Source organism: Simiduia sp. 21SJ11W-1, assembly GCF_024138675.1.
Classification (GTDB): Bacteria; Pseudomonadota; Gammaproteobacteria; order Pseudomonadales; family Cellvibrionaceae; genus Simiduia.
This window is the reverse complement of sequence record NZ_CP090959.1, coordinates 519,786-535,304: the sequence shown is the minus strand read 5'-3', so window position 1 is coordinate 535,304 and position 15,519 is coordinate 519,786. Positions and strand designations below refer to the sequence as shown.

The 15,519-nt window shown below is 55.1% G+C and carries 12 protein-coding genes; 7 read left to right on the top strand and 5 right to left on the bottom strand.

Annotated features, from left to right (window positions below; translation table 11 throughout):
* Positions 1-6 precede the first annotated feature (6 nt).
* The 7 genes from L1F30_RS02285 (at position 7) to L1F30_RS02255 (ending at position 8,430) form a co-directional block, all read left to right on the top strand.
* Positions 7-2,313, top strand: a complete 2,307-nt coding sequence (locus L1F30_RS02285) for a M1 family metallopeptidase (RefSeq protein ID WP_253358849.1) — start codon at positions 7-9, stop codon at positions 2,311-2,313.
* Positions 2,310-2,843, top strand: coding sequence for a C40 family peptidase (locus L1F30_RS02280; RefSeq protein ID WP_253358848.1), 534 nt, complete (start codon positions 2,310-2,312; stop codon positions 2,841-2,843). Before L1F30_RS02285 ends, L1F30_RS02280 begins: the two co-directional genes overlap by 4 nt.
* 210 nt (positions 2,844-3,053) lie before the next feature.
* Complete coding sequence (locus tag L1F30_RS02275; protein ID WP_253358846.1) at positions 3,054-3,365, top strand: hypothetical protein; 312 nt, start codon at positions 3,054-3,056, stop codon at positions 3,363-3,365.
* Between the two features lie 15 nt (positions 3,366-3,380).
* On the top strand, positions 3,381-4,472 hold the full coding sequence (locus L1F30_RS02270) for an HlyD family secretion protein (RefSeq protein WP_253358842.1): 1,092 nt from the start codon (positions 3,381-3,383) through the stop codon (positions 4,470-4,472).
* Positions 4,473-4,499: 27 nt separating this feature from the next.
* Complete coding sequence (locus L1F30_RS02265) at positions 4,500-5,162, top strand: ABC transporter ATP-binding protein (RefSeq protein ID WP_253358840.1); 663 nt, start codon at positions 4,500-4,502, stop codon at positions 5,160-5,162.
* Positions 5,162-7,360 (top strand): hypothetical protein, encoded by a 2,199-nt coding sequence (locus L1F30_RS02260; RefSeq protein WP_253358839.1) that lies wholly within the window; start codon positions 5,162-5,164, stop codon positions 7,358-7,360. Before L1F30_RS02265 ends, L1F30_RS02260 begins: the two co-directional genes overlap by 1 nt.
* 206 nt (positions 7,361-7,566) lie before the next feature.
* The gene (locus tag L1F30_RS02255) at positions 7,567-8,430 is read left to right on the top strand and encodes a phosphodiester glycosidase family protein (RefSeq protein WP_253358837.1); all 864 of its coding nucleotides are present in this window, start codon (positions 7,567-7,569) and stop codon (positions 8,428-8,430) included.
* A gap of 220 nt (positions 8,431-8,650) precedes the next feature.
* Here the strand turns inward: L1F30_RS02255 and L1F30_RS02250 are convergent, their stop codons facing one another.
* The 5 genes from L1F30_RS02250 to L1F30_RS02230 are packed head-to-tail and all read right to left on the bottom strand — an operon-like array spanning position 8,651 to position 15,503.
* Positions 8,651-9,409, bottom strand: a complete 759-nt coding sequence (locus tag L1F30_RS02250) for a L,D-transpeptidase (RefSeq protein ID WP_253358835.1) — start codon at positions 9,407-9,409, stop codon at positions 8,651-8,653.
* Positions 9,409-11,400: a glycoside hydrolase family 3 protein gene (locus L1F30_RS02245; protein ID WP_253358833.1), complete on the bottom strand. Its 1,992-nt coding sequence runs from the start codon at positions 11,398-11,400 to the stop codon at positions 9,409-9,411. The genes L1F30_RS02250 and L1F30_RS02245 overlap by 1 nt, the downstream gene beginning before the upstream one ends.
* Positions 11,397-11,945 carry a C39 family peptidase gene (locus tag L1F30_RS02240; protein WP_253358831.1) on the bottom strand — a complete coding sequence of 183 codons (549 nt, stop codon included), beginning with the start codon at positions 11,943-11,945 and terminating at the stop codon, positions 11,397-11,399. Before L1F30_RS02240 ends, L1F30_RS02245 begins: the two co-directional genes overlap by 4 nt.
* Before the next feature lie 59 nt (positions 11,946-12,004).
* Positions 12,005-13,564, bottom strand: a complete 1,560-nt coding sequence (locus tag L1F30_RS02235) for a C39 family peptidase (RefSeq protein ID WP_253358829.1) — start codon at positions 13,562-13,564, stop codon at positions 12,005-12,007.
* Between the two features lie 49 nt (positions 13,565-13,613).
* Positions 13,614-15,503 (bottom strand): C39 family peptidase, encoded by a 1,890-nt coding sequence (locus L1F30_RS02230; RefSeq protein WP_253358827.1) that lies wholly within the window; start codon positions 15,501-15,503, stop codon positions 13,614-13,616.
* Positions 15,504-15,519 lie beyond the last annotated feature (16 nt).

Here is a 15,519-nt window from a genome sequence, read left to right as displayed (position 1 = left end):
CGCACCGTGGAAAAAAATAACACGCAACAAGGCCCCAAAAAAAATACGCGGCACTTTTGCCGCACAGCCGCTTGCCAACGGCTGCTGCCTGCGCTCGTTGTGGTAGCGCTTGGCGGCTGCAATGGCGCAGAACCCACACCGGCGCCACAACTGCCGGCAAACGATTTCGCACAGCTTACCCACGTAGAACTTGCACGTCTGCAACTGGATAGCCCTGCGCGCACCCGCACCGGCCAGCCCGCAAAAAATTACTGGCAACAGCAGGTGGATTACACCTTAAACGCCCGGCTTGAATTCAACGGCAAGCAATGGCAACTGCAAGGCTCTGCCGAAATTGTGTATCACAACAACAGCCCAAAGCCGCTTAGTGAGCTGGTATTTTTGCTGGATCACAATGCACTCAAGCCAGAATCTTTAGCCACCCAAACGCGCATCAGCAAACCTGAAGTGTTGGCCGCCCGGCGTGCCCAGGCTCAGGGCTTTATTATTCACCACGCCCGCCAGCAGGGGCAAAACCTGCACTGGCAAGTAGAGGACACACTGCTCACCGTTAGCCTGCCAACGCCTATTGCAAGTGGCGATGAGGTTAAGCTGAACCTGGCCTGGGAACTTGCACTCACAGATAAAGTGGCCACCAATGCGCGCAGCGGTGTGGAATGGCTGGCCGATGGTTCACCCATTATTGTGGCGGCCCAGTGGTTCCCGCGGGCGGCGGCCTTTACCGACTACAGCGGTTGGCAAACGCGCCCGTTTTTACACCAGGGGGAGTTTTCAACTGAATTTGGCCGCTACCAGGTCACCGTCACTGCACCGGCACACTTTGCGCTGGCCGCCAGCGGCAATTGGCAAAACGCCCATGAAGTTTTAGATAAAACCCAGCAAAAATGTTGGGCCAGCCAAACAGACTGCCTGCTGATTAACGCAGACACTGCCCGGCAAAACCGGCAATTAAAACCGCCGGCTGCCGCAGGCCAACAATGGCAATTTGCCGGCGAGCAACTGCGCGACTTTGCCTTTGTGGCCTCGCCTGCGTTTATGTGGCAAACGGGCGTAGATGCAAAAGGCCGGCGCCTGAACAGCCTGTTCCCCAACGAGGCCGCCCCCCTGTGGCAGCCCTTTGGGCTGGCGGCAATGCGCCACACACTCACAACCTTTGATAGCGCCGCGGTAAACCTGCCAATGCAAACCGTAAGCATTGCCAATGCCGCAGGCATTGGGATGGAATACCCGGGCCTGGCAACCATCGCCACCCGCCCCGAGCGCACTCACGCAACAGGCAACACGCCCGCCTACAACCCGCTCACCAAATACGATTTTATTGGCACTGTCATTCACGAGGTGGGGCACAACTACATACCCATGACTGTTAACACCGATGAGCGCGAGTGGGCCTGGCTTGATGAAGGGCTAACCAGCTTTTTGGAGTACCGTGCAGAGCATCAGTGGGAGGCCAACTTCGATGTGATTTACGGTGAGCCACGCAGCATCGCAAGCTACACGGCAAGCCCCGGGCACCAACCGGTAATGACACCGGCCGACGACCTGCAGCAAAAAATTGCCAACGCCTATAACAAACCCGCAAGCCTGTTAAACATGCTGCGCTATTTGGTGCTGGGCCCCGCCGAGTTTGATGCCGCATTGGCAAAATTCTTTACCCACTGGCAAGGCAAACGGCCCACGCCCGGCGATTTGATGATGGCCATAGAACAGCACACAGGCCAAAACCTGGGTTGGTTTTGGCGCAGCTGGTTTCTTGAAGCACGCTCACTCGACTGGCAAATTACCCACGCACAACTCAACCAAACTCCACTGCCTTTGCGCCATAAAAACCCGCCAGAGCCTCCGGCAATTGCGCTACAAGCACGCGCCTTAACAAACGGCAATGAACACCGTTTCGTGGTAGACGATGCACCGGCACTGGCCGATGCCTACACCCAAAGCCGCGCCCAATACCTGGGGCCTGTGGCCACACACCCGTCGGCTACCTATAAATCGGCACCGGTTAATAGGCCGGAAAAAAATACCACAGCCAATGCCGCAGCCCACACTTACAGCATCGGCATCAGCAACGCAGGCACCGCCCTGTTGCCTGTGCCGCTGCGGGTAAGCTTCACCAATGGCGAATCATTAGACGCAGTCATTCCCGTAAACGCCTGGGCCAATGCCCGGGCGAATACCGAGGGCCATGCCTACATCGAATGGCAGCTAACGGTAGCTGCTGGGCAACGCGTACACACCATTATCCTAGACCCAGACTACCTGACACCCGACATTCAGCGCTCAAATAATTCCGTGGAGGTATCACACCCATGATGCGAACAACACTTACCCGCCTGTTACTGCTACCCCTGCTGTGCACATTGCTTGCCTGCGCAACCACTAGCAAGCCCACAATGGGCGACAAGCTGGTTGCGGCGGCCAAGCCCTGGAACGAGCAACCCTTTCGCGTGGGCGCAGCCGAGCAATGCATGAACTGGACGCGCGAAGTGCTGGTGGCAGCCTGCGGAGAAAAATTTCACACACTCGAAACCCAAAAACCCTGGGATGCCCACCTGCTGGGGCCAGACGATAAATTACTGCCAGAGCACGCAGACTCCCTGGCGGGCGATGAACTGGGTACCCGCATCGATCGCATTGAAGATTTGCAGGCCGGCGACTTGGTATTTTTTAAAAACACCTACGGCAATTGGGCCGAGGGTGTCATTACCCATGTGGGCATTGCACTGGGTGATGGCAACTACATTCACCGCATGACCTCACACAAGGGCATCGTAAAAACCGAGCCCATTCCCGCGGCTGATTTTGCCTCGGGCATTCGCTTAAACAGCGAGCTGTGCCAATAGCCTCAGCGCAACACCCGCGTTTTGCATGCCAACTGCAAAGGCCCGGCTAACGCCTGGCTTTTGCATCCCTCTCGGGAATATTCCCATTGCAATACCAAAAAAGAATAATGTATTCTCAAGCTCGCACCACGGGCTGTGGTGAAGCGCTCGCGTTAAGCCGCCAATATTTAAATGGCAGGCGCATGAGCGCCACATGCAGAGAGATGCCGCATGCACAAGACCTGGAATGTCGTGATGAAACCTGCCCTGCTATTGGGTTGCGGCTTTGTTATCAGCGCCTGCCAAACACCACCCCCACCCACATGGGCCATGTGCGAAGCCCACAACCAATGCGCAATGGTGCCCGGCTACTACTGCGGTGTTGTGGCCATTAACACCCACAACAGTGAGAATATTCGCAAAGATATAGATGCGTGGTATCTAGCAAGCCGGATCGAAAAATCCACCTGCGCGGTAAAGCCTGCGGACTTCATTGCGCGTTGCGAGCGCAATAAATGCATTGCAGAAAAGCGGGAAAGCTGAAACAGGGAGCCCACAATGAATGCAAAAACGCCCCTTGGCGATTTGGTAAACCAGGTTCCTTCATCCGCCCCCCTACCCATTAAAAAACGCTACCTGCTGGCCACGGCGGCGGCCACCGCCGCGTGCACCCTGCTTGCCACCTACTGGTTTTTCACGCCTGCAAACAGCAATCACGCCAGCAACCCTTTGGCGCAAACCGCCACTGATACAAGCCCCAATGCCACAACAATTGACGCGTTTGATCGCGCTACGCCTTCGCTGATTGGGCGAGCAACAAGCAGTTTAAGCGCAGACATCACGGTGCAATCTGCCGGCACATTGGTGAGCAAAATCGCCGAGGGTGAAAGCTTTAAGGTCACAGAAGGCGCGGCGATTTTTACACTTGCCAACCCTGAACTGGTAGAGCGCCTGAAGCTTAAACAAATAGAACTTGCCGCACTGAAGTCGCGCCGCATTACCCGTGCAAAAACCATCGACTACGACATACTTCAACACCAGTCCACCATGGAAGAGTCGCGCCTGCAATGGCAACTGGCCAGCGAAGTTACCCGCGCCAACCAGAATTTGCACAGCAAAAATGTGATTTCAGATATCGACATGCGCCGCTATGAACTGGAAGAGAAAACCGCCCAACTGCAAGTGGCATTTGCTGAAAAGAAAGCCGCATTTTTAACCGACAACAAGCGCGACCTTTTGGCCGAACTCGATAGCGACATCCAAACCGCTGAACTGGAAATTCAGGGGCTTGAGCGCAAGGTGGCAGAGCTGACCATCACCGCGCCCTTTAGCGGCACATTTATTGTGGCCGACAACCTCAGTGCCAATACCGGCGCCTACCTCAATGCCAACACTCGCCTCGGCACCTTGCACGACATGCGCCAGCCCGAATTCCGTGTGCGCATGAGCAATCAAGACGTGGCAGCCCACAATGCCCAGGCACATTATGAGCTTGTAACCAACAGCCAACGCTTGCACTTGCAACTGGTGCGCAAAACCCAAGGCTCCGAGGGTGGCACCGGCTCTTTGGTATTTACACTCAGCGATACAAGCAACAACACCCAACAATTTCTCTACGGCGACACGCTTAAAATTCAGCTGCGCCAGTAACCACACAACCCTAAGGAACCGGTGGCCATGCCCGATACCATCTTGCGCGCCCAAAATTTGTCTAAGCACTATGGCCAACACGCCGTACTTAACGACGTAAGCTTTGCCATCACCCAAGGAGAGTTCGTGGCACTGATGGGCCCCTCGGGCCACGGCAAAAGCACCCTGCTGAATATCTGCGGGCTGCTGGATAGGCCCTGCACCGGCGAGCTGTTTATTGCCGAAGCCAACGCCGCCGGTATTGATGCGCGGACCATGGCCTCCGTGCGTCAACAACACCTGGGCTATGTGTTTCAGGACTTTTGCTTGGTAGACGATGCCACCGTGCTGGAAAACGTGCTGTTACCCACACAGCAGCGCCCGGCAAACGCGGCGCCAGAAGTACTGGCGCGCGCCCAAACACTACTAGAGCAGGTTGGCATGAAAGGCTTTGAACAACACCTGCCCCATCAACTTTCCGGCGGGCAAAAGCAACGGGCGGCCATTGCCCGCGCATTGATCAACCAACCCACACTGATTTTGGCCGATGAACCCACCGGCAGCCTAGACAGCGAAAACACCCGCGCCGTGCTGGAAATCTTCGAGCAGCTCCACGCCGACGGCGCAACGATTTTAATGGTTACCCACGACCAATCAGTAGCCAGCCGTGCCAGCCGCACCCTGCAGGTATGTGACGGGAGAGTGGCATAATGCAGCCTGAAAACGCCCAACGGTTTTTTAGCCGGCACCGTTTTTTATTAATTGCCGCCGCCACTCTGTTTGTGCTTTCGGGCATCACCAGCGGTATTATTGGCCACGCTATTTTTACGCACCTTGGCATGCCTGCGGGCACAGAAAAGGTAAGCCACTGGCGAACGCTGTTTCCCCTGCCCCCCACTGAACGCCACCAGGTAAAGCCGCTGGAGTTTAACTTCAGCCATCAATACGACCGCTGGCTGGCCGATCACCCAACAACGCCCCACCTGGCCTTTAGCCACACCATGAGCATGCACCTCAACGGGCTGTTAGAGCGCCCCAAGGTACACGCCATGAATGCAGATGGCCTGAAGCACATCGGCATGGCAGACATCACGCTCAATAGCGGGCAGATTATTCTCGATCGCGCTTTTGCAGAATCACAAGGCCTTATAGATCACACAGCCATTACTCTTAATGGCATAGACCTTCAGGTGCTCACCGCCGAGCTGGATTTAAGCAGCCTGCCCAATAGCCCGAATGCCCTGGTGAACTGGCACGAGCAAATTGCTATTGCGCGTGCGGGTATCGAATACCTTAAAAGCACCAGTAACTTGCCGCCAAATACGCGCATGTCGGTGAGCTATGGGAATCTGGTGCATTGGTCGCTGCCGGCTGAAGCGGTGCAAAGCGTGCAGGCCTATTACCCCCAATTCCCAACTATCCCCACCATCGCCACCCAAGGCAGGCAAGATGTTGAAACACAATTTACGGCGCGCTATTTATTGGCCGCGGCATTGTTATGTTTTTTTACCACCTGCTGGCTATACATTTATCTGGCCCAGCGCTGGCAGCAACGCAACATCAACCGCTGGCGCATGCAATTGGCCTTTGGCACCCGCCTGGCCCACCAATCGCAACTGCGCTACCGCCAGGTAGGCCTGGCCGCCAGCCTGCTGGGCAGCCTGGGGGGCCTGTTAAGCTATGTATGGTTGCAAGCAGATTCAGCCCGCCACGCAGAAGCCAGCCACTTATTGCTGGGGCTTCTGGTGGCCTGTGCGCTTTACGGCGGCTGCAGCCGGTTGGCAAAAATTACCGTGAAATTTAAAGGCACCCCCACCAGCACCCGTTCACCCTGGGTGCTGGTATCGCAAGCAGTACTGGGCACTGCCATTGTATTTTTACTGGGCCAAAGCACCCATCAGCTGAGCGCCATTTATGCCGACCAATCAGCATACGGCCTCTACAAAAATCCGCTTTATGTGTTAAGCCTGTACCCAACTTCACCCGAGGAAAGCTATTTTAATTACCATGGCGAGGGCATGCGTGATTTACGCAGCCATTTGAGCCAGGGTGATCACACGCGCTTTCCCATGGCAGACTTACCCACCAAACGCCACTTCACGCTGACGCTTGAGCCAGAATCGCCCTTTAGCGGTGAGAAAATTATCCTCGCCAGTGCAGAAGCCGGCTGGTTCAAGCTCGTAAACCCAACCCTCGCCGAAGGCCGCAACCCGCAATTGTCTGGCGAGATTATTGCGCCGTCACAACCATTGCATGAAAGGGGGCTAACACCGCCTGTACCTTTGCAAACCAACCATGCCACCTACAACATTACCGGCAGCTACCAGACAACCTGGGGATTTCAGCAGCTGTTAGACAGCCGGGCAGTTGTTTATGCCTACACGGAATCTTGCGGGCATTGCAAAATATTTTCGCGCACACCCTTTGATGACAACGTGGTTAATGCCTGGCTTGCCCCCTTCAATGGGCGGGCAGAGCCCATTTATAACGACACCCGCAACATGTGGGATGAGCGCAATAAATCGCGGCTGCACATTGCCTATTTGAACGTGATTATATTGGCGGCCCTTGCCTGCCTGTTTTTTGCCAACTGTTACGCCGCCCTGTACAACGCCGCCAAACTTGAGTCGCGCCGCCTGCATCTGGCCCGCGCATTTGGCTACCCCTCAATGCAGGTTTTACGCATGCTATTTTCGCGCACGCGCACATTTTTACTCACACCGCTGACCATTTACGCAGCCATAGCGCTGCTTGATGCGGCCACCGCCAAGCTGCTGGAGGGCAACCCGGTGATTAACATTTTAATTGCAGCCTGCGCTCTCAGTGTGATCTACGGGGCCTGCTTGATAATTGCCTTTGTATTAAATGTGCAGCGCCGCGAAATCAGCACCGGCTTGAAATTGAGTTAAAAACTGCATTGATAGGGCTAACCGATAGGCCCCAACTTGAGCCAGGCCTACCCACGCCTATGCTAAATAAAAAAATTACTTACGAAGGAATTACCGTGCCAACAGTAAATGCATTTTCGAAAACCCGGTATCACCTACTGCCCCTTGCAAGCTGCATACTGCTAATAAGTGCTTGCGGCGGTGGTGGCGGGTCAAAAAGTGAAGACGTGGCCGCACCCGTATATGGGCCAGCGGAAGATGTGTGGAATGCCATTGCCTGGGAAGATCGCAGTGCCAACCACTACTTCCCCCAAGGCGTTAAGTACCAATTCGCCCAGCACAATGGCACCAACCTGTATTGGGTGAGTGTAGATCTGAATCGGCCGGAATTATCGTTACAGGCGGTTAAGTCTGACAACGCCCAGCCAATTTTTAGTTACATGGCACAAACCGGCGCCGTGGCTGCCATTAACGGCGGATTTTTTGCAGGCAATCAAAGTTACTCTGCCGTGGTCAGCGGCGGCGAACTGCAAGCGCGCAACGTCACAGCGCTTACGCGTAACGGCCAATCTTACCCGGTAATTCGCAGCGCCTTTGTGATTAGCCCGGAAGGTGAGGCAAGCGTTGAGTGGGTTTATCACTTCAGCACAGATGCAGCCGCACAGGCCTACCGCTTTGATGAACCTTTAGCCTACACAGGCTCTGCCAGTAACCCGCTGGCCGCCCCAACCACTGAAGACGGCACCCCCATCGCCATACACACAGCCATCGGCGGCGGCCCCACCCTGCTAAACAACGGCGCCCCCGCCCTCACCTATAACGAGGAGGTTTTCTGGGGTTCCGGTGTAGAGCTTGACGACTTACGCCCCCGCTCGGCCATTTGTGTAGACGCCACCAACCAGGTAAGCCTGGTGGTAGCAACCAGCGCGAAACTGAGCGACATGCCCGCGTTAATGCTGAAGCTAAATTGTGTAGAGGCAATGAATTTGGATGGCGGCGGCTCCAGCGCCATGGCCTTTAACGATCAAGCCATTTACGACCAACAGCGGGACGTACCCAGCGCGCTGCTGGTAGTAGAGTCATCGCTGTAACGCAGGATTCTCAATGGTTCACAAGCCACCTGGCGGCAGTGAGAGCTATCAGCAAGCACTGCTTGGTGCTCAGCCTGCCTCACAGTTTACTGTGAGGCAGGCCCGCAGTGTGGCGATAGCGATTTAATAGAAGGCGCATTCATGCGCGGCGAGGGCCGTGGCTTGTTTGCCGCTCAATGAATACACCGGTAAATTGGCTCGCGCGCCTTAGAAATACCACCTAGCGTTTTGGCAAATCCCACAGGCTTTGCACGCGCTCATACTCTGCCTGCGGCAACACCACCAATACCGGTGCGGCCTCGCGCTTTAACCACGCAAGCAAGGCATCTATTTTGGCTTCCGGCATGGCCGTACAACCGGCAGTCGGCTTATCTGGCCCACGCCAAATATGTACAAAAATGCAGCTACCTGCGCCCGAAATATTCTCGGGATTGTGGGCCACAAAAATACCTTTGCTGTACAGATTGTCGTTCGAGTGGATATCGCGACGCATGGCCTCGGTAGAGCCTTCAACCGCTGCCTTGCCAACCAGTTTGGCGTCTACCGTTTGGTTGTACAAAGGTGAGCCGGGTACATCAATGCAGTAATGGCTTTCGCTCATAGGTTGATAATTCAAGCCCGTGTTTAACGCACTGAGTGCACCAAATGCATCACCCAGTGCGAAAATACCCGCAGGGGCTTTGCCATCGCCTTCGCGTTTTTGTACACCCTCTTGGGGCGCATGTAATCCTTTGCCCCAGGCAGTGCCGGTGCGCCCCAGCGAAACCTGGGTGGCAACTTCCTCTTGTTGCCACTCACCTTCCGGCCCACGTGTCCAAGCACTTAATTGGCCGTTGCGGTCTTCCCAGTTTTCGCTGATCACCAGCACCAGCTGCCCAGAATTTGCAGGCACACTTGCCTGAGCTGTGCCAAAGCACAGCGCGAGCACCGCAAGCAGCGGGCCTGCCCAATTTCTTAGCGCATCAGATTTGCTCAACATTACTGGGCTCCTGCAGTTTCTACGGCTTGATCAAACACTGTAACCGGCAGATTACCTTGCGCTTTGGCACGGCCGGAGAGCACCGCAACAAGGGCATCGTAAGCAGGGCCACGCACGCTTACCGGGCCATTTACGGTTTCAAAGTTTGCGCTGTTGAAATCGTAGGTGGCGTAAACGGCATCACTTACCGGGGCCATGGTTTTAGCCTCGTAGGGCGCGCGCATGGACACGAAAATACGCGGCACTTTGCGCTCTTTTAAGGCGCGCAATAACGAGAACTGAATACGGCCTACCTGCTCGCGCTGGCGCTCCTTAATGGCGGCCCAGGCCTCTGGATTATTACCGGCCTCGGCTTTCATCTGATCAATGACATCATCCATACCGCCCATATCTACTGGAGAACCAGGCGGGGTTACGCCAATCACCATCACGCAATTGGCGTTTAACATGGCATCGCGCCGGGCGGGATCTGCGTAGTCTTTCAAGGTGAACGCCTGGGTTGCAAGCTCTGGCATTTTTGCCACCAAGGTTTGCGCCATGGCTTGCTGCACATCTTCTGTAGGCGCCACAACCACCAGGCGACGATTGGTATTGCCCGCCTCAGATACCCGGCTGGGCTTGGCACAGAGTTCGGCAAGGGATTCCTGTGAGCCTGCCACATGAGTTACCGCCGCCAAGGCGATGGCAGATTCCAGCGCGCGGTGTGATTTGTTGTCGAACACCGTTTGGGTATGCGCAATGCGCTCTGCAAGGGGTTTAGCCAACCACGCATTAATAGGCAATTGCTTTTTTAGCGCCAGAATGCGATCAACCGATGCATCTATTTCCGCCTCGGTTAAATGTTCTACGTTACCCGCCCGCACAGCATCTGCCACGGCAGTTATCAACGCTTGCAGCTTTTCACCGTCAGCGGGCGTGCGGATTTTAAACGGCATAAGTGCGATATCCACACCGGCAGCGAATGCCTTAACCGTACGTTCTACTGGGTCTGGTAGCAGCATGGCTACACCCACCATGTCGAGTGCGTCTGTGGTGGTTACGCCCTGGTAGCCGAACTCATGGCGCAATAGATCTGTCATGATTTTGCGCGAAAGCGTTGCCGGCACAACGGCTTGTTCACCTGTGTGGGTGGTAAGGGTGCTGTTATCCAGTGCAGGGAACTGAATGTGCGCGGTCATCACCAATGCAGGCGCGGCTTCGCTAATGATCGATTTAAACGGGTATAAATCTTGCGCCTTGATTTGCGCCAAAGGGTGCGCAACCAGCGGCAGGCCGGTGTGCGAATCTACATGGGTATCACCGTGGCCGGGGAAGTGCTTGAGCGTTGCCGCTACACCACCGGCCTGTAAACCACGGGTATAAGCCGCGCCAAGCTCTGCTACCCGCTTTGGGTCTTCAGAGTAGGAGCGCGTATTGATGACCGGGTTCAAGGGGTTGGCATTTACGTCTACGGTGGGGGCATAGTTAATAAAAATACCCAAGGCCGAAAGCTGTTCGGCCATCACACCGCCCACCTTGTCAGCAAATTCTGGCGCGCGCTCACCGGTGGCCGCAACCGCCATATTGCCGGAAAAGGCAGCCGCCCAGTGGCGCGGCAGGCGTGCCACTTTGCCGCCCTCCTGATCTGTTGCAACCAGTAAGGGAGTTGCGCTGGTGCGCGCTGCTGCTTGTTGTAAATCGTTTACCAGCCGCAAAGTGGTTTCGGGTGTTGAAAAGTTTTCCGCAAATAAAATCACGCCGCCCACTTGGGTATCGGCAATGATGTCGCCCAACGCCTTTGGCATTTGAGTTACGGGCGTGCGGCATTTTTCACCTTCACTCAAGGGTTCAGAGCAAAAATAACGCATATCTACGGCAAGTTTTTGCGCGATTTTTTGCTCAAGCGTGAGTGACGTTTCTGATTGCGTGCCGTGATTGCACGCCACCTGCGCGGCCCCCAGAATGGCAACACCGGCAAGGGCTGCCGCTTTGCGGAAAGTGTTCATGGTCATTGGATTTTCTCTTGTGTTTCAAATCGGTGTAGCCAGAGGTCATTGCCCTGGCCATTATCGTTAATGGCATATTCAAATGCCGCTTTGGGGTAGCGAATGGCATTACCGCTTTTGGCGGTATCGTAATTGCCCCACTTCTCCAAATTCCAGGCGCCGTAAGGGTCGTGCACAGTGTAGTGGGTGCCATCAAAACCTATTACCACAACAATGTGGCCGGCCTTGGTAAACCACCCGTGCACTACCGAGGGTAAACCTTGGGCTGCGCGTGCGCGCAGCTCGGTAAGGGTTCCCTGCAGGGTGGCGTTATCACGCCAGAGGCTGCCGGCCTCTTTTGCGAGTGTGTTAAAGCCATTTGCAAACGCAGGCACGGTTTGCAATTTGCCGTAGCGCTCATAAATACGGTCAGCCGTTCTGCCATTACCGGGTACGGCAATGTTTAAGTAATCCAACACCATGGCCATAGAGGTTAGCGAACAGGTTGCCGCCGGCTCATGGCGGTTTTCCAGCTGGCTGTAATAGGGCACTGGATTGCCAACTGCGCCCACACTCAACCCCAGCAGGCAAAAGGCCGCACAAAGGCGGCGCAAAATCGTTGTGAAAGCTGTTACTGAAAAACGTGTAACCAAAGATCATCTCCTGTGCCATTGTCGTTAATGGCGTATTCAAAAGCCGCTTTCGGGTAGCGCTGGGATTCGCCCGACACGCTGGTGTCGTAACTGCCCCACTTTTGCAGATTCCACTTGCCGTTGGGATCTTGCACTGTGTAGTAATTTCCATCAAATCCCGTTACCACCAGAATGTGGCCAGAGCTTGTAAACCACCCATGCACAATGGTGGGCTGGCCCGCACGGGCAAGTTCGCGCAATTGCTGCAAGGTACCTGTTTCTGTACCGTGATCGCGCAGGTCACTGCCCGCGTTCATTGCCAGTTCATCAAAGCCCGCCATGAGCGAGGGCACATCTTGCAGCAGGCCATATTCATCGTACAAGTAATCAGGCGTGCGCATACCCAAAACATCCGGGTCGGTAATGCCGTAGTAATCGGTGATCATGGCAAGGGAGGTAATGCTGCAGGTGGCATCTGGCTCGTTGGCATTTTCAAGCTGGCTGTAGTGCGGCACGGCGGCCGGCGGCGTGGTGGAAACCTGCGTTTCATGCACAATGTTGTTACCGGTACCACACGGGGTTTCGGCAAATTCTGCGCGCTCCCAATTCAGCGCTGCCCAGTCATCGTAAATGCTATCGGCAACGCCACCACCAGGTATACGCCAAATACTCGCATTGGGGCCTGCGTAGGTTAAAAAGGTGTCTATCTGCTCGGGTGTGATATCGCCGTGTTCCGTGGAAACAATGTGCCAAATGGGTTTTTCTGCGCCTAAATCGCGGTATTCACAATTGCCAAACTCAATCCAGTAAGCCGGGTCTGCCATGTAGCTTGCGCCCCAGTTTTCCAGGTAGGTTTGCGGCATGTGGAAATCCACATAATCATCAATAATATCTACCCGCATGCCGTGATCAATGGGATTACCCCAGGTAGTGGCACCCAGCAGGTAGTTGGCGTCTGCGTGGTTATCGGCAATGGCGTCGTCCAGCCGCGCGCGGAAGGCCTCGAGCAGCGCGGTGAGTTCCGTACTCAAGCCGTTAAACTCTGATTCAATATCCAATACGTGGCCCGCATAACCGTACTGGGCCGAGAGATACAAGGCCTCGGCCTGCGCACTTTCATCACCCGGGTAGTTGTAAGACCAGGTCCAGGGTTCTACCCCTGCATTGCGGTAGGTTTGCGACACTGTGGCGTCGCACACATCAAAAAATAGATCGCAGTTGCGCACATCATCGGCAATTTTTATAAATATGCGCTTTACGCCCTGCTCGCTCAATTGTTGCGCCAAAGATGCATGGGTTTGGCCTTCATTATTTTGGTCGATATACCACAACCACACACCAAATTTGTTGGTGCTCACAGTGAAATTTTTGGGTGTTTCTGTGGGCGTTGGGGTTGGCGTTGGGGTGGGTGTCGCTGTTGGTGACGGCGTAGGCGCTGGCGTTTCCGTGGCCGGCTGGCCACCTTCATCGGAACCACCACCGCCGCCTCCGCCACAGGCAGACAATAAAAAACCGGCCAAAATTCCGGTTGCGAGGGCTTTCGAGAAATGTAGCTGCATAATTCAAAGTCCGTATTGAAGCGGGCACGGCTAGCCGTGCCCGAGGATTTTACTCAAATATGTGAAGCCACAGGTCATCGCCTGTGCCGTTATCATTAATGGCGTACTCAAATTGTGCTGCGGGGTAGCGCTGGTTTTTACCAGACACGCTGGTGTTATAGCTGCCCCACTTTTGCAAGTTCCACTTGCCGAAAGGGTCGTGCACTGTGTAGTGAGTGCCGTCAAATCCGGTAACCACCATGATGTGCCCGGGCGAGGTAAACCAGCCGTGCACGATGGTGGGCTTGCCTTGGCTCGCCAGTTGGCGCAATTGCGCGATGGTGCCGTTGGTAACACCTACGTCACGCAGTGGGCTGCCCGCCTCTTGCGCAATGGTGTCGAAACCCCACGCCAATGACGGCACATCCTGCAGCACACCAAAGCGCTCATAGAGATAATCGGGGGTGCGCTTGCCAAGGCTTGAGGGGTTGGTGAGGCCAAAGAAGTCCGTCACCATGGCAAGTGAAGTAATAGAGCAGGTGCCATAGGGGTCGTAGCTGTTACTTAACTGGCTCCAATAAGGCACGGTGGCAGGCTGCGGTGTGCCACCGTTCCCTGCATCGGGGCTATCAACACCTAAGTCATACAAGGCGTTGTTATTTGCACCGCAATTTGCCGTTGGAAAGTCTGACCGACTCCAGTTCAAGGCGTTCCAGTCATCCCACACGGCCAGTGGCACCTGGCCACCGGGCGTGCGCCAAATCGACGCATTAGGGCCAGCCCACTGCATAAAGGTGTTGAGCTGCGATACGGAAATATTGTTGTACTCGGTAGACACTATGTGCCAAATGGGTTTGTTGGCACCCATGTCGCGGTATTCGCAGTTGCCGTACTCAATCCAGTATTTCGGATCGGCCATATAACTTGCGCCCCACACTTCCAGGTAGGTTTGGGGCATGTGGAAATCTACGTATTGATCGATAATATCTACGCGCATGCCTTGATCGAGCGGGTTACCCCAGGTGGTGGCACCCATGGGGAACTCGCCTGAAATGTGCCCATCGTTGCGAGCATCGTTACGCGCCTGCTGGAACGCCTGAAACAACGAGTGCAGTGCGGTGGTGGTGTTATTAAACTCTACCTCCACATCTAACACGAAGCCCAGGTAGCCATATTGCGCAGCCAGGTACAACGCATCGGCTTGCGCATTTTCATCGCCCGGGTAGTTGTAGCTCCAGGCCCAGGGCTCTATGCCGCGGTCTTTATAAATTTGGGTGGTTGTGGTTGAGCAGGCATCGGTAAAAAGCGTGCAGTTGGCGGTGTCGTCGGCAATTTTGATAAAAATGCGCTTAACGCCCATGGCCGCCAATTCATCGGCCAATTGCGTGTGGGTTTTGCCCAGCTCATCTATATACCAAAGCCATGCGCCAAATTTATTGACGGCAGCACCACCGGCCGGCGGCAAGGTGGTGTTTTGCACGGTTTGATAGAAATTGGCAGACCAGCGGTTGGTGTAGCAGGCGTTGCCGCCATTCAAGTATTCACACTTGGCCACTTCATCGGCGGTAAAGTTGCCGTACACATTGTTGGTGCCGCCGGGTACCGATTCAAAGCAATGGTTGCCATAGGTAGCCGAGCGCACACTGCCGATGGGGCAACTGCCCGTACCGCGGATATTCTGTGCGAACGAGCGCGTCCAGCGCAGCACATTGATAGTGTGCTGGCCATTAACCAAATAGGATCGCTTGGTAGTGCAGGCACTGCCGCCGCCGAACTGCACGCATTTATTTACCATGGCATTGGTGAAGGGGCCAAAAGCATAGGTGTCTGAAACGCAAAAACTTAGATTGTTGTCGAAGCTGGCGCCGTCTGGGCAGGCAGCTTGCGCCTGGCCGCTAAAGCCTACAAGGCCCGCCAGCGCAAGGGTGCAAGCACCCAGGGTGCGATGGAAAATGTTCATTTGGAACTCCTTTTAG

Excerpts from the sequence above, each read along its gene's own strand:
- L1F30_RS02265 (WP_253358840.1), top strand. The coding sequence starts at position 4,500 with ATGCCCGATACCATCTTGCGCGCCCAAAATTTGTCTAAGCACTATGGC.
- L1F30_RS02280 (WP_253358848.1), top strand. The coding sequence starts at position 2,310 with ATGATGCGAACAACACTTACCCGCCTGTTACTGCTACCCCTGCTGTGC.
- L1F30_RS02245 (WP_253358833.1), bottom strand. The coding sequence starts at position 11,400 with ATGACCATGAACACTTTCCGCAAAGCGGCAGCCCTTGCCGGTGTTGCC.
- L1F30_RS02235 (WP_253358829.1), bottom strand. The coding sequence starts at position 13,564 with ATGCAGCTACATTTCTCGAAAGCCCTCGCAACCGGAATTTTGGCCGGT.
- L1F30_RS02260 (WP_253358839.1), top strand. The coding sequence starts at position 5,162 with ATGCAGCCTGAAAACGCCCAACGGTTTTTTAGCCGGCACCGTTTTTTA.
- L1F30_RS02275 (WP_253358846.1), top strand. The coding sequence starts at position 3,054 with ATGCACAAGACCTGGAATGTCGTGATGAAACCTGCCCTGCTATTGGGT.
- L1F30_RS02250 (WP_253358835.1), bottom strand. The coding sequence starts at position 9,409 with ATGTTGAGCAAATCTGATGCGCTAAGAAATTGGGCAGGCCCGCTGCTT.
- L1F30_RS02270 (WP_253358842.1), top strand. The coding sequence starts at position 3,381 with ATGAATGCAAAAACGCCCCTTGGCGATTTGGTAAACCAGGTTCCTTCA.
- L1F30_RS02230 (WP_253358827.1), bottom strand. The coding sequence starts at position 15,503 with ATGAACATTTTCCATCGCACCCTGGGTGCTTGCACCCTTGCGCTGGCG.